A 20,609-nucleotide genomic window follows, 5' to 3' on the forward strand; every position below is an offset into this window, starting at 1 on the left:
TTATTTATGGCATTACCTTTCATTATTCTGGGCGTCGCGGCAGCGGCAACGGCGTTTGGTGGCAAAAAAGCTTATGATGGCTACCAGAAAAAATCTGAAGCCGACGATGTTTTAGATCGCGCGCAGCGTCGCTTTGATAAGCATAAAGAGAGCTTTGATCTGGCGAATGAAACAACGTCGAAAAAACTGGCCGAGCTGGGTGAAAAAGAACTGAAGATCGGTAAAGATTTCAATGAATTTAAAACGATTGCCGACGATCTGTTGGCGCGTATGGCTAAGGATGGGCATAAAGATCTTCGTCTGAAGGTACCGCAGCACAACATCAATAAAATTCAGAGTCTGGCGATTTCCGCCACGGAATACCTGACGACGGTCGTCGGTGCCGGGGTGTCCGGTGCTGCCGCTGGTTTTGCCGTGTACAGCGGCGTGATGGCGTTTGCCGCAGCGTCTACCGGTACGCCGATTGCCGCCCTGTCTGGTGCGGCGGCGTATAACGCCACAATGGCGGCTATTGGCGGCGGTTCTCTGGCCGCAGGCGGCTGGGGAATGGCGGGCGGTGCGATGGTACTTGGCGGCGCGGTAGTGGCTCCGTTGATTGCTATCGCAGGCTGGGCTTACGATAGCCATGCCGAAAAGGCGCTTAACAATGCTTATCAAAGCTCCCGTGAAGTGACAGCTGCGGTGGAAAAAATGAATGCGGCTGAAGCGCAGCTGACGAAGGTGCAGCAGTATGTAAATAGCATTTATGAATCAATAACCCGTATGCATAGCGTCTTTGTTCAACACTACTTTGAACCGCTGAAAGCGATGCATGCCATCATTGTTGAACGTCATGAGAAGAATATAACCACCGAGATTAGTGAGTCGGAAGAGATCATGGCGATTATCGACCATGGTTATGAATTAGCCGCCATCATGACCGACGTGATCACCACGCCGCTGTTCAAGCCGGTGACGCAGGAAAACGGTGAAGCCGTTATCGAAGATGGCGTGATCCAACTGCAGACCGACAGCAACGGTATGAACCTGCTGAACAAAGAGATTCTGGACGAAAAACTGGCGGTTTCTGCTTCTGAGTTTGACGCATTTTCTTCTCGTATTTAATCGACGCGCCGGGCGAATCTGCCCGGCATTGCTATGGGCGAGCACAATGAACACAGCCAGGTTTGACTGGGGTGAAGAGTTACATCAGACGGTGGTTAAGAGTCTGACCACCTCTTTTGGGTTGGATTTTCTCTTGCTGGAGGATAAACACGGCGGCGATGTGAATACCATTCATAACGCTCGCGAGGGAGTGTATGCCACCGATGCCGAGCGTCAACGGTACGAGCAACGTGAAGGGTATGATTCTCATCATTACCATAGCCACGAAAACTACATTGCCACCAACCGGGCGGGAAAAAAGGCGCACGAGGCCGGTACGTTGACCGATACCTACACCGGTGAGAAATTTGCGGCTAATGATAAAAAGAACCTCGACCATATTATTGCCGCCCATGAAATTCACAACGATCCTGGGCGTATCCTTGCCGAATGCGATGGTGCCGATCTGGCTAATGATTCATCAAATCTGACCTTCACGAATGAGTCTCTGAATAAGGCGAAGAAGGCGAAAACGATGGATGCCTTCGTGCAAACGCTACAAGAACAGCATGCTGTGACCACGCAGGAAATTGCCCGTTTACGCAGCCAGGCAACGCTTTCCGAGCAAGAGCAAAAACAGCTGAATAAGCTGGAAAATAAAGCCGCCGCCGATTTTGAACGGATGAAAGAGGCCGACAAAAAGGCGCGGGAAAAATACAACAGTACGATCAATCAGGAATATTATACCAGCAGTAAGTTTGCGAAGAATGTCGCCACCGCCACAATGAACAATGCGTTTCGCATGGGAACGCGGCAGATGTTGGGACTGATTCTGGCAGAGACTTGGTTTGAGTTCCGCGAGCGTATTCCCGTGATGTTTGAGAAGCATCGTCATTCATTCGATGCCGGAGACTTCCTGCAAGATGCGGCGGAGGCATTACGCGCAGTCTGGCAGCGAGTGCAGGGTAAATTCAGCACTTTCCTGACGTCCTTTAAAGACGGAGCCATCGGTGGCGTGCTCTCCAGCATTACGACGACGCTCTTCAATATCTTCTTTACGACTAAGAAGATGATGGTGCGCCTGATTCGTGAGATGTGGAACAATTTGGTACAGGCCTTTAAAGTTATGGTCTTTAACCCTGAAGGCTTAGCGCCGGGGCAGCTCGCTAAAGCTGTAAGCAAGCTGGTGGCTGCGGGTGTGGCCGTGGCTGCTGGTGTGGTGGTTAACGAAGCTTTAGCCAAGATGCTCGTCTTTCCTTTTGGTCCGGAACTGGCCGCTTTCTGCGGTGCGCTGGCGACAGGTATTCTGACGCTGGTAATGAACTACTTCCTGGAACACAGCGCATTGATGAAAAAGGTCTGGGCGTTTCTGGATACGTTTAAAGATAAGTATCAGAAAGCACTAGAGTATTATCAACAGGTGAATGCTGAACTCGATCGTTTTCTACTGGAGCTTTCGGCGTTAGAGTTTGCTATTGATACGTCAGCGTTATCGCGTTTCTCGCTGCATCTTAACGCGGTGAACAATGAAATTGAGCGTGGTTTGTTGCTGCGTGCAGAGATTGAGCGCCGAAATATTGCGCTACCGTTTGAAGCAGGGAATACTCGCTCTGTACGTAGCTGGTTAAGTAAGCTATGACGCTCACGCCTGCGTTTCCCTGTAACCAGTGTGGCGCTTGTTGTCGCCACGTCGATCGCGCCAGTGAAACGCAATTTCTTGATCGCGGTGACGGCATTTGTCGTCACTATCAGATGGAGACAAAGCTGTGCGCGATTTATGAAACACGTCCGCTTATTTGCCAGGTAGAAAAGCAGTATCAGCTTAACTACCAACAGCAATATAGCTGGCAGGAGTTTATTACGCTTAATCGTGAAGCGTGTTTAATTCTGGAGAAACTGTAGGGCGGTGTGCTTCACGAAGGGGTCTGGGTCAATATGTACTCATTTTTGACGGTGCTGTGACGAAATGAGTTGAGATGCTGTGAAAACAAAAATCCACGCAATTGCGTGGATTTTATAGGTTTTGTGATTTTCATGAGATTCGTTGAAACCTCATGAGATAACAAATTTTATTTAGACGTTGAACAGGAAGTTCATGATATCGCCATCTTTGACGATATAGTCCTTACCTTCGGCACGCATTTTCCCAGCTTCTTTCGCACCTTGCTCACCTTTATAGGTGATGAAATCTTCAAACGCGATGGTTTGTGCGCGGATAAAGCCTTTCTCGAAGTCGGTATGGATTTTACCGGCTGCCTGCGGAGCCGTGGCACCGACAGGAATGGTCCATGCACGGACTTCTTTCACGCCAGCAGTGAAGTAGGTCTGCAGGTTCAGCAATTCGTAGCCAGCACGGATAACGCGGTTCAGGCCCGGCTCTTCCAGACCCATTTCAGCCATGAATTCTTCACGGTCAGCATCATCGAGTTCTGCGATGTCAGCTTCAACGGCTGCGCAAACGGCAACCACAACAGAACCTTCGGCAGCCGCGATTTCGCGCACTTTATCGAGGTACGGGTTATTTTCAAAACCGTCTTCGTTGACGTTGGCGATGTACATTGTTGGCTTCAGCGTCAGGAAGCTCAGGTATTTGATGGCCGCTTTGTCTTCGTCAGTCAGCGTTTTCAGCGCGCGCAGCATGCCAGCGTTTTCCAGCTGTGGCAGGCATTTTTCCAGCGCAGCCAGTTCTGCTTTAGCGTCTTTGTCACCGCCTTTGGCCTTCTTCTGTACGCGATGGATAGCGCGCTCACAGGTGTCGAGGTCGGACAACGCCAGTTCGGTATTGATAACTTCAATGTCGTCAGCCGGATCCACTTTGTTATTAACGTGGATGATGTTGTCGTTTTCAAAGCAACGCACCACGTGGCCGATAGCTTCGGTTTCACGGATGTTGGTCAGGAACTGGTTACCCAGGCCTTCACCTTTAGACGCGCCTTTTACCAGACCGGCGATGTCGACGAATTCCATCGTTGTTGGCAGGATACGCTGCGGTTTGACGATTTCGGCCAGCTGATCCAGACGCGGATCGGGCATCGGGACAACACCGGTGTTCGGCTCGATAGTACAGAACGGGAAGTTTGCCGCTTCAATACCCGCTTTTGTGAGCGCGTTGAACAGGGTGGATTTGCCTACGTTTGGCAAACCGACGATACCGCATTTGAATCCCATGTTTAAATCACCTTAATCTTTTGATATTCAACCTGTTATGGAAAACAGATTGTAGAAATGTAAATAACTTTGCCTATTATACACAGCACGCGAGAAAAATGCCGCACATCGCTGCTTATTGCGCTTTAAAGGTGTGTAACCGGCTCGTCGCTTTGGTCAGGCCGTCTTTGAACAAAATCTCGGTACAACGTGCCGCTTCGTCAATTGCTTCATCAATTAACTTCTGTTCTGAAACAGGCGGTTTGCCTAAAACAAATCCGACAACTTTGTTTTTATCGCCCGGATGGCCAATTCCAACGCGTAAACGATGAAAGTTGGGGTTATTACCTAACTTACTAATGATGTCTTTCAGGCCATTATGTCCGCCATGACCGCCGCCAAGCTTAAATTTGGCCACGCCAGGGGGCAGGTCTAACTCATCGTGTGCGACCAAAATTTCATCGGGGTTAATACGATAAAAACTGGCCATCGCACCGACAGCCTTGCCGCTCAGATTCATAAATGTGGTTGGCACCAGCAGACGGACGTCTTCACCTTCAAGCGTAACTCTGGAGGTGTAGCCGAAGAATTTCGGCTCATCGCGCAGGGGAGCGCGTAATCTTTCTGCCAGCAGATCGACATACCATGCGCCTGCATTGTGTCGCGTTGCCGCATACTCTGCGCCGGGGTTTGCCAGGCCGACAATCAATTTAATCGCCACGTGTTTTGTCCTGAGTGTTTCGATAAACGACGTGTAGTTTACTGTCTGACGCTGCTGTTGACAAAAAACTGCGTGCTTATCGCCAAAAGCTGAATAATTGCACAAATGGACTATTAGAAAATGAGTGTGTTCAGTGGCTTATTTGTAAAGTTTTGTTGCATGAGTGTTTGTAATTGTGATCGCTCCCGCACTTGCGAACGGCAGTGTTGTCTATACTTTACACATAAGGATTAGGGGTATTCCCTGTAACAACCCAAAGTTCCGGAGGTGACACATGAAACGCAAAAACGCTTCGTTACTCGGTAACGTGCTCATGGCTTTAGGGTTGGTGGTGATGGTGGGTGGTGTTGGTTACTCTATTTTAAACCAACTGCCGCAATTTAATCTGCCACAGTTTTTCGCACATGGTGCCGTGCTCAGTATTTTTGTTGGTGGAGTCCTCTGGTTGGCCGGTGCCAGAGTGGGGGGGCACGAACAAATCAGCGATCGTTACTGGTGGGTGCGCCACTATGACAAACGCTGCCGTCGCGGTGATACCAATCATCGGCATAACTAAATAGCTCTCCCAACTCGGAGTGCAGTTGTTTGAACACAAAGTCCTGGTTTAAAAACCAGGGCTCTGCTTGTTCGTCAGTACTGGATTAAACGACTTCTACCTTTGGTGGCATACTACAAAGAAGCCTTATTCGAATAACCGATAATGTAACGCTTTGATCGCGCTGTCTGCATTGTCAGCCGGCAACAGGATACTCAGGTTGTCGTTTGACGCCCCATGGCAAATCATTCGTACCGTATGCTCTTCAAGCCAGGCAAAAACGTCTTTGCAAACTCCCGCAGCCTGTGTGAGTTGATTCCCCACCAAAGTGACCAGCGCCAGCCCGGTTTCCACTTCCACACGACAGTGGGAGGACAAGGCGGTAAACAATGCGGTGGTCAGCACATGGTCTTCACCTGAGGTTGCATGAGTGGCGTCCAGCGCCAGCGCAATACTATTCTCTGAGGTTGTAACCAAATCCACCGTGACCGCATGGCGAGCTAAAATGGCGAAGGACTGCGCCAGGAAAGAACAGGAAGGTTGCGCCTCCAGGCTGTGTAACCGCAACAGCGTCTGTTTACGACGCACGGCGAGCGCGCGATAGCGAGGTGGATTATCGGTGGTGTTGTGCACCAGCGTACCTCCGGCGGCAGTATCCTTACTTGAGCCAACAAAGACCGGAATGCTTTTACGCATTGCCGGGAGCAGTGTCGCCGGGTGGAGGACCTTCGCACCGTAGGCGGCCATATCGCTGGCCTCGGAAAATGAGATATGGTCGATTCGTTTGGCCCGCGGCGCAATGCGTGGGTCGGTGGTGTAGATCCCTGCAACGTCGGTCCAGATGTCAACGCGTGTGGCGTGAAGCGCCTCACCGAGAAGCGTAGCCGTGTAATCACTACCGCCGCGTCCAAGCGTTGTGGTGTGTCCTGCGGCATCACGCCCGATAAATCCCTGAGTCACCATAATCGCTTGCTCAAGACGAGGGCGCAGGTGAGTCTCCACCTGGTGGTGCAGTGTGCCAAGCTCGGGTTCGGCGCAGCCGAAGTTCGAGTTAGTACGCAACACGCTGCGGGCGTCAAACCACCCGGCCTCGGCATGCCGTTCACGTAAGACTTCAGTAAACAGTAGCGAGGACATCAGCTCGCCATGGCTGACTAACTCATCGCTTAACGCATCAGACGGCGAAACCATCGCCGTTTGTGCAAGTCGACGTATATTGTTTAGAAGATTATCGATTTCCGTGCTGATAACGGACGGCTGCTTCAGGCGGGAAATAATGTTGTATTGGATGGCGCGTAAAGTCTCAATCTTATCTAATTGTTGATGTGTTTCCAGACCTTCAGAAAGCTCAACCAGTAAGTTTGTCACGCCTGCTGAAGCAGACAAAACGACTAAACGGACATCTTGATCAGCAAGGACGATGCTGGCGCTGCGGTTCATCGCATCAAAATCAGCGACGCTGGTGCCGCCAAATTTGGCAACGACGGATGGTGGATAAATGCGAGTCATAACAATCTCATATCAGGGCGCCATAAAAGTATGGCTAGAAAATTTTCATTCTCGGCATAAGGGAACGAAGTTCGCCTTACGAAATGTCCGCCCGCGAACATTTCTGCTGACAACCCAGGGAATACCTGTTGTCGATAACGCGTGTCGCCTGTACACGTTATCGGGTGCTGCGCATTAATTTTATCTACATAGCCTGCAAATAAGCGCGCCATACTAAGTGATTTATATTTAGGGATCGACTTTTTTATTCGATTTATCGACAAATAAGTGAAAAATCATGTCATCACAAGATATCGAGAGCATCATTAATGGTAAAAACGTGTAAAAAAATAATAAAAACACGAAAATCCCATGGTTTTTATTAGATTGTCTGCGTTGCAATTAGCTACAACATTGTTAATTAAATAGATATATTTCTTTAGGATTTAGTAGTGGTAAATAGTTGTTACGCTTTGAATTTAAAGGAAAAGGTTGTTATTTTTAATGCCGAAAAATAAATGATTGAGTCCTAAGCTAAAACAACATATATTAGCCGCGCTTTTTTACAGGTAATCCTTATAACCATTTATTCAATCAGGCGTTAATCTACACCTGGTTGTAGGAGTGATATGATGACGGATAAAGTCCGTATTGATACTTTAAGTGCTAATTCATTACCGCAGAGCAATGATACCTTTTTAGCAAGACAGGCTGAGTTTGAATCTAATGTCCGCAGCTATCCACGTAAACTGCCATTAGCGATCGCTAAAGCGCAGGGCGTCTGGATTACTGATGTAGAAAATAATCAATATCTTGATTGCCTGGCAGGTGCCGGAACCCTGGCGCTTGGTCATAACCATCCTGAAGTGCTGCAGAGCATTCAAAGTGTCGTCACAAGCGGCTTACCGTTACATACGCTTGACCTTACCACGCCGTTAAAAGATGAATTCTCATCATATTTACTTTCTTTATTACCGGGTCAGGGCAAAGAATATTGCCTGCAGTTCACCGGTCCGTCCGGCGCTGATGCTGTTGAAGCGGCGCTGAAGCTGGCGAAGAAAGTCACCGGCCGTTCCAGCATCATCAGTTTCTCCGGTGGCTACCACGGGATGACCCACGGCGCGCTGTCCGTGACCGGCAACCTGTCGCCGAAAGAAGCGGTCAGCAACATGATGGCGGAAGTGCAGTTTATGCCGTATCCGCATCAATACCGTTGCCCGCTGGGTATCGGCGGCGACGCTGGCGTTAAAGCATTAACCTACTACTTCGAAAACCTGATCAACGACGTTGAAAGCGGCGTGCGTAAACCGGCTGCCGTGATCCTTGAAGCGGTGCAGGGTGAAGGTGGCGTGAATCCGGCTCCGGTCGAGTGGCTGCAACGCATTCGTAAAGTGACGCAGGAACATGGCATTTTGCTGATCATCGATGAAGTTCAGGCGGGCTTTGCACGTACCGGTAAACTGTTCGCCTTCGAACATGCCGGTATTGAGCCAGATATCATCGTGATGTCCAAAGCGGTTGGCGGCGGTCTGCCACTGGCGGTGCTGGGCATTAAAAAGCAGTTCGATGCGTGGGCTCCGGGCCACCACACTGGTACTTTCCGCGGCAACCAGTTGGCGATGGCGACCGGTCTGACAACGCTGAAGATCCTCAAAGACGACAAGATTGCCGATAAAGTTGCTGCCCAGGGCGAGTGGCTGAAAGGCAAACTGGCTGACCTGCAGAAACGCTACCCGGTTATTGGCCAGGTGCGCGGTCTGGGTCTGATGATCGGCCTGGAAATCGTGAAGCCGAACGAAGCACAGGATCACATGGGCTGCTACCCGGCCGATGGCGAGCTGTCCGCGTTGCTGCAGAAAAAATGCTTCGAAAATGGGCTGATTCTGGAGCGTGGTGGCCGCAACGGGTGCGTGCTGCGCCTGCTGCCGTCACTGCTGATCACCAACGCTGAGCTGGAAATCTTCCTCGATAAATTCGAAAACGCCCTGCTGGGCGCTGGCGTGAAGCCGGTTTAAACGGAGTTGGATCGAATGTCAGACGTAAACCCGATTCTGTCCGGCTCGGCGCAAAGCATTGCAGCTTATCAGGACGCTATCGAGCAGAGTACGCAAGCGGTCGTTGAATGGTTGAAGCAGCCTGAGATGTATCAGGGTAAAACCGTTGAGCAACTGCGTGAACGTATCAACCTGAATTTTACGTCTCAGGGCCTGGGCAACCAGGCCGCTATTGAGCGTGCGGTTGAATACTTTCTCAAAGACAGCTTGTTGGTTCACCATGCGCAGTGCGTGGCGCATCTGCACTGCCCGAGCCTGGTAATTAGCCAGGCGGCGGAAGTGCTGATCAACGCCACCAACCAGAGTATGGACTCCTGGGACCAGAGCCCGTCGGCCACCATCATTGAGATCAAGCTGATCGAGTGGTTGCGTGAGCAGGTTGGATACCCGACAGGCGATGCGGGCGTATTCACCAGCGGCGGTACGCAGAGTAACCTGATGGGCCTGATGCTGGCGCGTGATGCTTTCTTCGCTCGCCAGGGGCACTCCATTCAGCAGGATGGTCTGACCGGTGATCTGAGTAAAATCAAAGTGTTCTGCTCTGAAAGCGCGCACTTCTCCGTGCAGAAGAACATGGCGCTGATGGGGCTGGGCTACCGTTCCGTCACCCAGGTGAAGACCGATGCATTTTCACGCATGGATCTGGCTGACCTGAAAGACAAGCTGGCCCAGGCGAAAGCCAACGGTGAGCAGGTGATGGCAATCGTCGCCACTGCCGGTACTACCGATGCGGGCGCAATCGATCCGTTAGCGGATATTGCAGCGCTGGCTGCAGAACATCAGATCTGGATGCACGTGGATGCGGCATGGGGCGGGGCGTTACTGCTTTCTGATAAGTACCGTGACTTCCTGAACGGCCTTGAACTGGCAGATTCCGTGACGCTGGATTTCCACAAGCAGTTCTTCCAGACCATCAGTTGCGGTGCGTTCCTGTTAAAAGATGCGCGCCACTACGAGCTGATGCGTTACCAGGCGGCGTACCTGAACTCTGATTTCGATGAAGAGGCTGGCGTACCAAACCTGGTATCGAAGTCGCTGCAGACCACGCGTCGTTTCGATGCGCTGAAGCTGTGGATGGGCCTCGAAGCGCTGGGCAAAAAGCAGTATGCCGAGATCATTGATAACGGTGTGACGCTGGCGCGTGATGTTGCTGAGTTTGTCAAAACCCAGCCGCATCTTGAACTGGTGATGGAGCCGCAGCTGGCAAGCGTGCTGTTCCGCTTCCGCCCGCAAAGTGACGACGTGGCATTTGTCGCGCTGCTGAACCAGCGTATTGGCGACGTTCTTCTGGCTTCAGGTAGCGCCAACGTCGGCGTGACCGAAGCAGATGGTGTCACCTGCCTGAAGCTAACGCTGCTCAATCCGACGGTATGTCTGGAGGATGTTAAAGTCCTGCTGGCAAGCGTGAAGGCAACGGCTGAGCAACTGTTGAACGCGTAAGCAATAAGCTTGTTATAAAAATGGCTCCCAGGTAAGGGAGCCATTTTTTTGTCTGTCATTTGCAATCCGGCGGCGTTTAGCCTGGCCGGGCTACACGTTAGCGGATATCTGCTAGCGCAGCATCTTTATTCGGGAAGAACGTCAGGCGCCCGGCAATCGGCTGAATACCCGCGCGCGCCATGGTACGTAGCGGCTGGAATTCCAGATTACTGATGCGTAATTCACAACCTTCCGGCAGACGTTTTACAAAGCGCTGGAAAGCGTCCAGACCACCGGCATCCAGTACCGGGACCGCGTCCCACTTCAAGACTACGATGCGTTTACCTTCAATACGCGACTCAAGATCGGTAAATAATCCTTCCGCCGCGGCAAAGAACAGCGGACCAATAACGCGCAGCACCAGCACATCGTCCGGTACGTCTACGTTGACCGGCGCCAGGCGAGTCATGCGCGCAATACGACGCATAAACAGCAGAGAGGCGAGAACGATACCGACGCTGATGGCAATAACCATGTCGAACAGTACCGTCAGCGACATACACATCAGCATGACAATGATGTCGTCTTTCGGTGCATGGCGCAGCAAATCCACCACTTTATGCGCTTCACTCATGTTCCATGCCACCATCAGCAGCAGGGCGGCCATGGCGGAAAGCGGTAACCAGGAAAGCAGCGGCGCAAGTACCAGCAGGGCAAGGATCACCAGAATCGCGTGGATAACCGCAGACATTGGCGAGGTCGCCCCGGCGCGGACGTTTGCCGCAGAGCGGGCAATTGCCGCTGTGGCGGTGATACCGCCAAAGAACGGTGCCACGATGTTACCCAGCCCTTGGCCAATCAACTCGCTGTTAGCTTTATGCTTGGTGCCGGTCATCCCATCGAGTACGACGGCGCACAGCAGAGATTCAATTGCCCCCAGCATCGCCATCGAGAAGGCTGCCGGTAACAGCGCCTGTAACGAGCTCCAGCTCAGGGTAAAGTTTGACTCCGGCATATTCCACGGCAGGACCAGCTGCGGCAGCAACTGCGGGATACCATTACCCTGTGAGCCGTCAGCCAGAATGTAGTGGAACTGAGAACCAATGGTGGCGACATGGCCGCCGGTCAGGTTCACGATACCCATTACCGCACAGCCTGCCAGCAGTGCGGGAAGGTGACCCGGCAGTCGGATCCCCAGGCGCGGCCAGAAAATCAGGATCCCCAGCGTCACTACGCCAATGGCGGCATCGCCGAAATTGATGGTCGGCAAGGCCATAAACAGCGCGCCAACCTTCTGCAGATAGTGCTCCGGGACATGGGCCATCTGCAGGCCAAGAAAATCTTTAATCTGCATGGTACCGATGGTGATACCAATACCCGATGTAAAACCTAACGTTACCGACACGGGGATATATTCGATCAGGCGGCCAAAACGAGCGAGGCCGAAAAGGATCAGGAATATCCCGGACATGAGCGTGGCAACCAGCAGGCCTGCCAGCCCAAACTGTTGCGACACCGGATACAGAATCACCACGAAGGCGGCGGTTGGGCCAGATACGCTAAAGCGCGATCCCCCGGTAAGGGCGATAACAATCCCAGCGACGGCTGAGGTATACAGGCCGTACTGCGGCGCAACGCCACTGCCTATTGCCAGGGCCATTGCCAGCGGAATGGCGATGATCCCAACGGTTATCCCGGCGATCAGGTCACGGGTAAAGCGAGAGGCAGTATATTTTTCTTTCCAACAAGCGTCGATGAGGGCGCGGAAAGGCATCACATGTGAGGAAAATAATCTGTTCACAATAATGTTTCATCCATGAGCGCATCATCTGTCAACTAAATGGCAGGTGAAGGAGGCATAAGTCATACAAATAAGTATTGCAGATAAAAAAACCCGCCGCAGCGGGTTTTTGAGCCGGGCTCGATTAATGCTCGAACATAGCAGAGATGGATTCTTCGTTGCTGATACGACGAATCGCTTCGGCCAGCATACCCGACAGGGTCAATGTACGCACGTTTGGCAGCGCTTTGATTTCGTCAGTCAGTGGAATAGTGTCACAGACAACGACTTCATCAATCACTGAGTTGCGCAGGTTGTTTGCCGCATTACCTGAGAAGATCGGGTGAGTGGCGTACGCAAATACGCGTTTAGCACCACGTTCTTTCAGTGCTTCTGCTGCTTTGCACAGCGTACCGCCGGTATCGATCATGTCATCAACCAGAACACAGTCACGACCTGCAACGTCACCGATAATGTGCATCACCTGAGAAACGTTCGCACGCGGGCGACGTTTGTCGATGATAGCCATGTCGGTATCGTTCAGCAGTTTAGCGATAGCGCGGGCACGCACGACGCCACCGATATCCGGAGAAACCACAATCGGGTTGTCCAGGTTCAGCTGCAGCATGTCTTCTAACAGGATCGGGCTACCGAATACGTTATCAACCGGTACGTCAAAGAAGCCCTGGATCTGTTCAGCATGCAGGTCAACGGTGAGGACGCGGTCAACGCCAACGCTGGACAGGAAATCAGCGACGACTTTAGCGGTAATCGGTACACGAGCGGAACGTACGCGACGATCCTGACGTGCATAGCCGAAGTAAGGAATAACGGCGGTGATACGGCCTGCGGAAGCACGGCGCAGCGCATCAACCATAACGACCAATTCCATCAGGTTGTCGTTAGTAGGGGCACAAGTGGACTGGATGATGAAAATATCACCACCGCGTACATTTTCATTAATTTGTACGCTGACTTCGCCGTCGCTAAAGCGACCTACAGCGGCGTCGCCGAGTGAAGTGTACAGGCGGTTGGCAATACGTTGTGCTAGTTCCGGGGTGGCGTTACCAGCAAAAAGCTTCATATCAGGCACGAGAAGAACCTCAGGCATGCGTCCATTGGTGGAAAGAATCTGCCGAAAACTGTGCGGGCCAGGCAGTATCCTCTCCATGCGGTGTATTAAAGAGCGCGATGCAACGTCTGGAACAGGGTGACGTTGTCACCGCAACTCAGCTTGCCCGGCTTACTCTTTATCTTTCGCGTTTCATTTGCGCTGGCATCAATTCCTCACACCAGTTACATACTGAAGTTGTATGCACCTGGCGATTCGTCATTTCGCCATCTTCCTGAAATCCGAAGGATTTAGAGTAACGCTCTGTGCAATGGGGAGAGGTTGACGCCTTTCGCCACAAAGCCTTTGAGCCATTCCGGGGCTTGCTCAAGCACCTGGCGAGCACGAGACTCAGTGTCAAATTCAGCAAAGACACAAGCCCCTGTACCAGTCAGGCGCGACGGCGCGTATTCTAACAGCCAGGAAAGCGCCGCATCAACCTCGCGAAAACGTTTTCTTGCGATAACCTCGCAATCATTGCCGAATTCACATTTTAGTAACGTTTTTATTGACCTTTTTGGCGTGTTGCGCGGGAGGTCGGGATCGTTAAAAATCACCGGTGTCGGAATACTGACTCCCGGATGAGCAACCAGATACCACTTTTCCTCAGGCTCGACCGGCGTCAGAATTTCGCCAACGCCTTCGGCAAAGGCCGCATGGCCGCGCACGAATACGGGAACATCCGCCCCCAGCGTTAAGCCGAGTGCCGCCAGTTCATCAACCGAAAGTCCGCACTGCCAGAGATGATTCAGCGCCACCAGAACGGTTGCCGCATTAGACGAACCTCCGCCAAGACCGCCGCCCATCGGCAGGCGTTTGTCGATACTGATGTCCGCACCACTCCCTTTGGGAAGGCGATTGCTTTCAGATGCCGCTTTCATCAGCAAACGTGCCGCACGGACGATCAGATTGTCTTCATGCGCAACGCCTTCCACTGGGGTTAACAGGTGAATTTCGCCGTCGCTACGCGGTGCAATATCTATCGTGTCGCCATAATCAAGAAACTGAAATAAGGTCTGCAGCGTGTGGTAACCGTCCGCACGCTGTCCGGTGATGTATAAAAACAAATTCAGTTTTGCCGGAGAGGGCCAATGGGTCATCATTTCACAATCCAGTTATCCATTTTCAGCTTAATACGCTGGGAGCCGTCGGACAGCTCCATGTTTGCTGGCATCGCTGGCTGGGTTTTGCTGTCGTAGGCGCTATAGACCACTTTCCAGTTTTTACCGTCTTTGCTGTAGTTCACTTCACTCAGACGATATTGGTCGTCGAGCTTATAATCGGTGGCGTCACCTGGCAGTCCAAGGATCCACTGGCGCAGGCTGTTTAATGGGATAGGCATGCCGGTCAGTTTGCCGATCATCTCTTCAGCGTCGTTGGCGGTGTAATGTTTGCCTTTGTTATCGACCAGTTCGACGTTGCCAGGCTGCGCATTAAGTTCCAGTTCCGTGCTGCCCAGTGGGTTGGTCAGCAGGAGACGATAGCGATCCTGACCGGTTTGCTGCCAGAAAAAGCGGGCATACACTTTCTGTTGATCGGAAATATAGGCAAACGCACCACGCGTCTGATACTGGTTCAGGGCGCGAACTTCCTGTTGGTGCTGGCGCCACTGCGGAGAATCGGGGCTTTTACCGGGACCTTTAGGCGCGTTGAGCGTACAGGCAGTAAGAACCAGGGCCGCCAGCGGCAGCAGGCGAATCAGGCGAAAATCAGGCAGGGTCATAATGATGACAAATCCTTGAGATACGTTGCAGTTATAACTCTTAATGCTAGCGCCGCCATCAGACATCGTCTACGTTCAAGTTATCTTAAATCGCTTAAATTTGTGCACTAAGCTATTACTCCAAAAGGGGTCAGTCTCTTTTATTGACCGCACGCATCCTGTATGATGCACCCAGTCTAACCTTATCAACGCTGGTACTATTCCCGCACACATGACCCTTTTAGCGCTTGGTATTAACCATAAAACGGCACCTGTATCGCTGCGAGAACGCGTAACGTTTTCGCCGGATACGCTCGATCAGGCGCTGGACAGCCTGCTCGCGCAGCCGATGGTGCAGGGCGGGGTAGTGCTGTCGACGTGTAACCGCACGGAGCTGTATCTCAGCGTTGAAGAGCAGGATAACCTGCAAGAAGCGCTGGTTCGCTGGCTGTGTGAATACCATAACCTCAATGAAGAAGATCTGCGCAACAGCTTGTACTGGCACCAGGACAACGACGCGGTCAGTCATTTGATGCGTGTTGCCAGCGGTCTGGATTCACTGGTGCTCGGTGAACCGCAAATTCTGGGGCAGGTGAAAAAAGCGTTTGCGGATTCTCAAAAAGGTCACCTGAACGCCAGTGCGCTGGAACGCATGTTCCAGAAATCATTCTCTGTCGCAAAACGTGTACGTACAGAAACTGACATCGGCGCCAGCGCCGTGTCGGTGGCGTTTGCCGCCTGTACCCTGGCGCGGCAGATATTTGAATCGCTCTCCACGGTAACCGTGCTGTTAGTCGGTGCGGGCGAAACCATTGAGCTGGTTGCGCGACATCTGCGCGAGCACAAAGTGAAGAAGATGATCATCGCCAACCGCACTCGCGAGCGTGCGCAGGTGCTGGCGGATGAAGTCGGCGCCGAGGTGATTTCACTGAGTGATATAGACGCGCGTTTACAGGATGCCGATATCATTATCAGTTCTACCGCCAGTCCGCTGCCGATTATCGGCAAAGGAATGGTGGAACGTGCGCTTAAAAACCGCCGCAATCAGCCTATGTTGCTGGTGGATATCGCCGTACCGCGCGATGTCGAGCCGGAAGTGGGTAAATTGTCTAACGCCTATCTGTACAGCGTTGATGACCTGCAAAGCATCATTTCGCATAACCTGGCCCAGCGCAAAGCGGCGGCGGTGGAAGCCGAAACGATAGTGGAGCAGGAAGCCAGCGAGTTTATGGCCTGGCTACGCGCCCAGGGCGCAAGCGACACTATCCGCGAGTATCGCAGTCAGTCAGAACAGATCCGTGATGAACTGACCGCCAAAGCGTTGGCCGCTCTTCAACAGGGCGGTGATGCGCAAGCCATTATGCAGGATCTGGCCTGGAAACTGACCAATCGCCTGATTCATGCACCAACCAAATCACTTCAACAGGCCGCCCGTGACGGGGATAGTGAACGCCTGAATATTCTGCGCGACAGCCTCGGGCTGGAGTAGCAGCACACCAATCTTATTTTTTACAGGGTGCATTTACGCCTATGAAGCCTTCTATCGTTGCCAAACTGGAAGCCCTGCATGAACGCCATGAAGAAGTTCAGGCGCTGCTCGGTGATGCGGGTACTATCGCAGACCAGGATCGCTTTCGTGCGCTGTCGCGCGAATATGCGCAATTAAGCGATGTATCTCGCTGTTTTACGGACTGGCAACAGGTTCAGGAAGATATCGAGACGGCTCAGATGATGCTCGACGATCCTGAAATGCGTGAAATGGCGCAGGATGAACTGCGCGAAGCAAAAGAGAAATGTGAGCAGCTGGAACAGCATCTGCAGGTCCTGCTATTACCTAAAGATCCCGATGACGAACGTAACGCCTTCCTCGAAGTGCGCGCGGGAACTGGTGGTGATGAAGCGGCGCTGTTTGCCGGCGATCTGTTCCGCATGTACAGCCGTTACGCTGAATCGCGTCGCTGGCGGGTTGAGATCATGAGCGCCAGCGAAGGCGAGCATGGCGGGTTTAAAGAAGTCATTGCCAAGATTAGCGGCGAAGGCGTTTACGGGCGACTGAAGTTTGAGTCTGGCGGCCATCGCGTGCAGCGCGTACCTGCGACGGAATCGCAGGGGCGTATTCATACCTCTGCCTGTACGGTCGCGGTTATGCCGGAACTGCCGGATGCCGAACTGCCGGACATCAACCCGGCCGATCTGCGTATTGACACCTTCCGTTCATCAGGCGCGGGCGGTCAGCACGTTAACACCACCGACTCCGCAATCCGTATTACCCACTTACCGACCGGTATCGTAGTGGAATGCCAGGACGAACGTTCACAGCATAAAAACAAAGCCAAAGCGATGTCGGTGCTGGGGGCGCGAATTCGTGCCGCCGAAGTGGCAAGACGTCAACAGGCGGAAGCCTCTGAGCGTCGCAACCTGTTGGGCAGTGGCGATCGCAGCGATCGTAACCGTACCTATAACTTCCCGCAGGGTCGTGTGACCGATCACCGCATTAACCTGACGCTCTACCGTCTGGATGAAGCGATGGAAGGCAAACTGGATATGCTCATTGAGCCGATTGTCCAGGAATACCAGGCCGACCAACTGGCGGCGTTGTCCGAGCAGGATTAATGGATTATCAGCACTGGCTGCGTGAGGCGATTAGCCAATTACAGGCAAGCGAAAGCCCGCGCCGTGACGCCGAGATTTTACTCGAGTTCGTTACTGGCAAAGGGCGCACCTTTATTCTGGCTTTCGGCGAAACGGAGTTAACCGAGGCGCAGCGTCAACAGCTTGATACGCTACTGGAGCGGCGTCAGCGGGGAGAGCCGGTGGCACACTTAACCGGTGTGCGCGAGTTCTGGTCGTTGCCGCTGTTTGTGTCTCCAGCCACGCTTATTCCGCGTCCGGATACCGAGTGTCTGGTGGAGCAGGCGCTGGCTCGCCTGCCGGCCTCAGCGTGTCGTATTCTTGATTTGGGAACCGGCACGGGTGCCATTGCGTTGGCGCTGGCAACCGAGCGTCCGGATTGTGCAGTGACTGCCGTAGACCGCATGCCCGATGCCGTGGCACTGGCCATTCGCAACAAGCAGCAACTGGGCATCGACAATGTTTGCGTGCTGCAAAGTAACTGGTTTAGCGCATTGCAGGGACAGCAGTTTGACATGATTGTCAGCAATCCGCCGTATATTGACGAACAGGATCCGCACCTGGCGCAAGGCGACGTTCGCTTTGAACCGCTGTCGGCGCTGGTGGCGGGCGATCAGGGGCTGGCGGATATCGTGCATATCATTGACCAGTCTCAGTGCGTGTTAACGCCCGGCGGCTATCTGTTGCTGGAACATGGTTGGCAGCAGGGCGAGGTCGTCCGTGATGCCTTTACTCGTGCGGGTTACGTGGCAGTTGAAACCTGTCGTGACTATGGCGGCAACGAGCGAATTACGCTTGGACGCATCCCATCATGAGTACCTTCGGTGTGTTACTCAACGTCCATCTCATCAGCATTGCGCTTTCGGTTGGTTTGCTGACGCTGCGATTTTGGTGGCGTTACACCGACTCGCGCCTTGCCTGCGCGCGCTGGACGCGCATCGTGCCGCCGGTTGTCGATACCGTTTTATTACTCAGCGGCGTAGCGTTAATGGTTAAAGCGCACATCCTGCCATTCACTGAGCACGGGACATGGCTGACTGAAAAGCTGTTTGGGGTTATCATTTACATCGTTTTGGGTTTTATTGCGCTCGATTATCGTCGGGCGCGCAGTCAGCAGGCGCGATTAATCGCTTTTCCGCTGGCGTTGGTGGTGCTGTACATCATCATTAAACTCGCCACCACAAAAATACCGTTACTGGGGTAAGCATGAGGTCGTTAGCTGATTTCGAATTTAATAAAGCGCCATTGTGTGATGGGATGATCCTGGCGTCGGAGTCTATCCGTCTGGATTTTCCAACACAAACTGTCTATGACGAACTGGAACGTCTGGTCAGTCTGGCGCAAGAAGAAATTAGCCAGCTCCTGTCTCAGGATGAGCAACTGGAAAAACTGCTGGCACTTTTTTACGGCGAATGGGGGTTTACGGATACCCACGGCGTCTATCGTCTTTCTGATGCACTATGGCTTGATCAGGTACTGAAAAATCGTCAGGGCAGCGCCGTATCCCTGGGTGCGATCTTATTGTGGATTGCCAACCGACTGGAGCTGCCACTGGTGCCGGTGATTTTCCCTACACAACTCATCCTGCGTATTGAATCGCTCGATGGCGAAATGTGGCTAATCAATCCGTTCAATGGCGAAACGTTAAATGAGCACACGCTGGAAGTGTGGCTGAAGGGGAATATCAGCCCGGTCGCGGAGCTGTTTAACGAAGACCTGGATGAGGCGGATAATGCAGAAGTAATTCGTAAGCTGCTTGACACGCTGAAATCATCGCTGATGGAAGAGCGGCAAATGGAGCTGGCGCTGCGTGCCAGCGAAGCACTATTACAGTTTAATCCTGAAGATCCGTATGAAATACGCGATCGTGGATTAATTTACGCGCAACTGGAGTGTGAACATGTTGCGCTGACCGATTTAAGTTATTTCGTTGAACAGTGTCCGGAAGACCCGATCAGCGAAATGATTCGTGCGCAGATTAATACTATTTCGCACAAGCAAATTGTATTGCATTGATTAATGACACTTTACCTACCGTTTAAGGCGATCCTATGAAACAAAAAGTGGTTAGCATTGGCGACATCAACGTGGCAAATGACCTGCCGTTCGTGCTGTTTGGCGGAATGAACGTGCTGGAATCCCGCGATCTGGCGATGCGCATTTGTGAGCACTACGTAACCGTTACTCAAAAGCTGGGTATCCCTTACGTGTTCAAAGCCTCCTTTGATAAAGCCAACCGTTCTTCCATCCACTCTTACCGTGGACCGGGCCTTGAAGAAGGGATGAAAATCTTCCAGGAACTGAAGCAGACTTTTGGCGTAAAAGTGATCACCGACGTTCACGAAGCCAGCCAGGCTCAGCCTGTTGCTGACGTGGTGGATGTGATTCAGCTGCCGGCCTTCCTCGCTCGTCAGACCGATCTGGTGGAAGCGATGGCGAAAACCGGTGCCGTTATCAATGTGAAAAAACCGCAGTTCGTAAGCCCGGGCCAGATGGGCAATATCGTGGACAAATTCCATGAAGGCGGCAACGACAAAGTAATTCTGTGCGACCGTGGCGCGAACTTTGGTTATGACAACCTGGTTGTGGATATGCTGGGCTTCAGCGTGATGAAGAAAGTTTCTGGCAACTCGCCGGTGATTTTTGACGTTACCCATGCGCTGCAATGCCGTGACCCGTTTGGCGCAGCAAGCGGCGGTCGTCGTGCGCAGGTTACCGAACTGGCGCGCGCAGGTATGGCGGTAGGTCTGGCCGGTCTGTTTATTGAAGCGCATCCTGATCCAGCCAATGCGAAATGCGACGGTCCATCCGCGCTGCCGCTGGCGAAACTGGAACAGTTCCTGACTCAGATTAAAGCGATTGATGACCTGGTTAAAAGCTTCGACGAGCTGGATACTGAGAACTAAGAAAGTGTTGCAGTCCGGAGAGATATCTCTTC

At 52.5% G+C, this 20,609-nt stretch carries 19 protein-coding genes; 12 read left to right on the top strand and 7 right to left on the bottom strand.

Features of this window, described 5'->3' with window-relative positions:
- Window positions 1-6: 6 nt before the first annotated feature.
- The 3 genes from OGX83_RS05150 to OGX83_RS05160 are packed head-to-tail and all read left to right on the top strand — an operon-like array spanning window position 7 to window position 2,985.
- Window positions 7-1,104, top strand: coding sequence for a hypothetical protein (locus tag OGX83_RS05150; protein ID WP_048216231.1), 1,098 nt, complete (start codon window positions 7-9; stop codon window positions 1,102-1,104).
- 46 nt (window positions 1,105-1,150) lie between these two features.
- Window positions 1,151-2,722: a cobalamin adenosyltransferase gene (locus OGX83_RS05155; protein ID WP_286587480.1), complete on the top strand. Its 1,572-nt coding sequence runs from the start codon at window positions 1,151-1,153 to the stop codon at window positions 2,720-2,722.
- Window positions 2,719-2,985, top strand: a complete 267-nt coding sequence (locus OGX83_RS05160) for a YkgJ family cysteine cluster protein (RefSeq protein WP_048224059.1) — start codon at window positions 2,719-2,721, stop codon at window positions 2,983-2,985. Before OGX83_RS05155 ends, OGX83_RS05160 begins: the two co-directional genes overlap by 4 nt.
- 171 nt (window positions 2,986-3,156) lie before the next feature.
- On the opposite strand, the gene ychF is transcribed toward OGX83_RS05160, so the two are convergent.
- Both ychF and pth read right to left on the bottom strand, forming a co-directional pair.
- Window positions 3,157-4,251: a redox-regulated ATPase YchF gene (gene ychF, locus OGX83_RS05165; RefSeq protein WP_003020818.1), complete on the bottom strand. Its 1,095-nt coding sequence runs from the start codon at window positions 4,249-4,251 to the stop codon at window positions 3,157-3,159.
- A 115-nt stretch (window positions 4,252-4,366) separates the two neighbouring features.
- Window positions 4,367-4,951: an aminoacyl-tRNA hydrolase gene (pth, locus tag OGX83_RS05170; RefSeq protein ID WP_003020814.1), complete on the bottom strand. Its 585-nt coding sequence runs from the start codon at window positions 4,949-4,951 to the stop codon at window positions 4,367-4,369.
- 274 nt (window positions 4,952-5,225) lie between these two features.
- Here pth and ychH point away from each other — a divergent pair, with 274 nt between their 5' ends.
- On the top strand, window positions 5,226-5,507 hold the full coding sequence (gene ychH, locus OGX83_RS05175; RefSeq protein WP_003833480.1) for a stress-induced protein YchH: 282 nt from the start codon (window positions 5,226-5,228) through the stop codon (window positions 5,505-5,507).
- A gap of 126 nt (window positions 5,508-5,633) precedes the next feature.
- Here ychH and lysC read toward each other — a convergent pair whose 3' ends face one another.
- The gene (gene lysC / locus OGX83_RS05180) at window positions 5,634-6,995 is read right to left on the bottom strand and encodes a lysine-sensitive aspartokinase 3 (protein WP_286587483.1); all 1,362 of its coding nucleotides are present in this window, start codon (window positions 6,993-6,995) and stop codon (window positions 5,634-5,636) included.
- 608 nt (window positions 6,996-7,603) lie between these two features.
- Between lysC and OGX83_RS05185 the strand changes: the two genes are divergently transcribed.
- Both OGX83_RS05185 and OGX83_RS05190 read left to right on the top strand, forming a co-directional pair.
- On the top strand, window positions 7,604-8,989 hold the full coding sequence (locus OGX83_RS05185) for a diaminobutyrate--2-oxoglutarate transaminase (RefSeq protein WP_286573529.1): 1,386 nt from the start codon (window positions 7,604-7,606) through the stop codon (window positions 8,987-8,989).
- A 15-nt stretch (window positions 8,990-9,004) separates the two neighbouring features.
- Entirely contained in the window at window positions 9,005-10,468 is a 1,464-nt protein-coding gene (locus OGX83_RS05190; protein ID WP_032943714.1) for a pyridoxal phosphate-dependent decarboxylase family protein, read from the top strand.
- Between the two features lie 97 nt (window positions 10,469-10,565).
- On the opposite strand, the gene dauA is transcribed toward OGX83_RS05190, so the two are convergent.
- From dauA to lolB, 4 genes are all read right to left on the bottom strand, one after another.
- A complete protein-coding gene (dauA, locus tag OGX83_RS05195; protein WP_218659190.1) occupies window positions 10,566-12,248 on the bottom strand; it encodes a C4-dicarboxylic acid transporter DauA in 1,683 nt (560 codons plus the stop codon).
- Window positions 12,249-12,372: 124 nt separating this feature from the next.
- On the bottom strand, window positions 12,373-13,320 hold the full coding sequence (gene prs / locus OGX83_RS05200; RefSeq protein ID WP_001518537.1) for a ribose-phosphate diphosphokinase: 948 nt from the start codon (window positions 13,318-13,320) through the stop codon (window positions 12,373-12,375).
- Between the two features lie 269 nt (window positions 13,321-13,589).
- Window positions 13,590-14,441 carry a 4-(cytidine 5'-diphospho)-2-C-methyl-D-erythritol kinase gene (gene ispE, locus OGX83_RS05205; RefSeq protein ID WP_032943712.1) on the bottom strand — a complete coding sequence of 284 codons (852 nt, stop codon included), beginning with the start codon at window positions 14,439-14,441 and terminating at the stop codon, window positions 13,590-13,592.
- Entirely contained in the window at window positions 14,438-15,061 is a 624-nt protein-coding gene (gene lolB, locus OGX83_RS05210) for a lipoprotein insertase outer membrane protein LolB (protein ID WP_286587486.1), read from the bottom strand. Before lolB ends, ispE begins: the two co-directional genes overlap by 4 nt.
- Before the next feature lie 211 nt (window positions 15,062-15,272).
- On the opposite strand from lolB, the gene hemA reads away from it, so the two are divergent.
- The 6 genes from hemA to kdsA are packed head-to-tail and all read left to right on the top strand — an operon-like array spanning window position 15,273 to window position 20,577.
- On the top strand, window positions 15,273-16,529 hold the full coding sequence (gene hemA, locus OGX83_RS05215) for a glutamyl-tRNA reductase (protein ID WP_003833420.1): 1,257 nt from the start codon (window positions 15,273-15,275) through the stop codon (window positions 16,527-16,529).
- Between the two features lie 41 nt (window positions 16,530-16,570).
- The gene (gene prfA, locus OGX83_RS05220) at window positions 16,571-17,653 is read left to right on the top strand and encodes a peptide chain release factor 1 (protein WP_003020786.1); all 1,083 of its coding nucleotides are present in this window, start codon (window positions 16,571-16,573) and stop codon (window positions 17,651-17,653) included.
- Window positions 17,653-18,486 carry a peptide chain release factor N(5)-glutamine methyltransferase gene (gene prmC / locus OGX83_RS05225; protein WP_137377202.1) on the top strand — a complete coding sequence of 278 codons (834 nt, stop codon included), beginning with the start codon at window positions 17,653-17,655 and terminating at the stop codon, window positions 18,484-18,486. Before prfA ends, prmC begins: the two co-directional genes overlap by 1 nt.
- The gene (sirB2, locus tag OGX83_RS05230; RefSeq protein WP_032943708.1) at window positions 18,483-18,875 is read left to right on the top strand and encodes an invasion regulator SirB2; all 393 of its coding nucleotides are present in this window, start codon (window positions 18,483-18,485) and stop codon (window positions 18,873-18,875) included. Before prmC ends, sirB2 begins: the two co-directional genes overlap by 4 nt.
- A 2-nt stretch (window positions 18,876-18,877) precedes the next feature.
- The gene (gene sirB1, locus OGX83_RS05235) at window positions 18,878-19,687 is read left to right on the top strand and encodes an invasion regulator SirB1 (protein ID WP_003020775.1); all 810 of its coding nucleotides are present in this window, start codon (window positions 18,878-18,880) and stop codon (window positions 19,685-19,687) included.
- A 35-nt stretch (window positions 19,688-19,722) separates the two neighbouring features.
- Window positions 19,723-20,577, top strand: coding sequence for a 3-deoxy-8-phosphooctulonate synthase (gene kdsA / locus OGX83_RS05240; protein WP_003020772.1), 855 nt, complete (start codon window positions 19,723-19,725; stop codon window positions 20,575-20,577).
- Window positions 20,578-20,609: the final 32 nt, after the last annotated feature.

This window comes from Citrobacter sp. Cpo074, from assembly GCF_030332745.1.
Lineage (GTDB): Bacteria > Pseudomonadota > Gammaproteobacteria > Enterobacterales > Enterobacteriaceae > Citrobacter > Citrobacter portucalensis.

Coding starts and splice junctions, on each gene's coding strand:
- OGX83_RS05185 (WP_286573529.1), top strand. CDS start 7,604: ATGATGACGGATAAAGTCCGTATTGATACTTTAAGTGCTAATTCATTA.
- OGX83_RS05190 (WP_032943714.1), top strand. CDS start 9,005: ATGTCAGACGTAAACCCGATTCTGTCCGGCTCGGCGCAAAGCATTGCA.
- OGX83_RS05160 (WP_048224059.1), top strand. CDS start 2,719: ATGACGCTCACGCCTGCGTTTCCCTGTAACCAGTGTGGCGCTTGTTGT.
- OGX83_RS05155 (WP_286587480.1), top strand. CDS start 1,151: ATGAACACAGCCAGGTTTGACTGGGGTGAAGAGTTACATCAGACGGTG.
- lolB (WP_286587486.1), bottom strand. CDS start 15,061: ATGACCCTGCCTGATTTTCGCCTGATTCGCCTGCTGCCGCTGGCGGCC.
- sirB2 (WP_032943708.1), top strand. CDS start 18,483: ATGAGTACCTTCGGTGTGTTACTCAACGTCCATCTCATCAGCATTGCG.
- ispE (WP_032943712.1), bottom strand. CDS start 14,441: ATGATGACCCATTGGCCCTCTCCGGCAAAACTGAATTTGTTTTTATAC.
- prmC (WP_137377202.1), top strand. CDS start 17,653: ATGGATTATCAGCACTGGCTGCGTGAGGCGATTAGCCAATTACAGGCA.
- prfA (WP_003020786.1), top strand. CDS start 16,571: ATGAAGCCTTCTATCGTTGCCAAACTGGAAGCCCTGCATGAACGCCAT.
- lysC (WP_286587483.1), bottom strand. CDS start 6,995: ATGACTCGCATTTATCCACCATCCGTCGTTGCCAAATTTGGCGGCACC.
- kdsA (WP_003020772.1), top strand. CDS start 19,723: ATGAAACAAAAAGTGGTTAGCATTGGCGACATCAACGTGGCAAATGAC.
- OGX83_RS05150 (WP_048216231.1), top strand. CDS start 7: ATGGCATTACCTTTCATTATTCTGGGCGTCGCGGCAGCGGCAACGGCG.
- sirB1 (WP_003020775.1), top strand. CDS start 18,878: ATGAGGTCGTTAGCTGATTTCGAATTTAATAAAGCGCCATTGTGTGAT.
- ychH (WP_003833480.1), top strand. CDS start 5,226: ATGAAACGCAAAAACGCTTCGTTACTCGGTAACGTGCTCATGGCTTTA.
- ychF (WP_003020818.1), bottom strand. CDS start 4,251: ATGGGATTCAAATGCGGTATCGTCGGTTTGCCAAACGTAGGCAAATCC.
- hemA (WP_003833420.1), top strand. CDS start 15,273: ATGACCCTTTTAGCGCTTGGTATTAACCATAAAACGGCACCTGTATCG.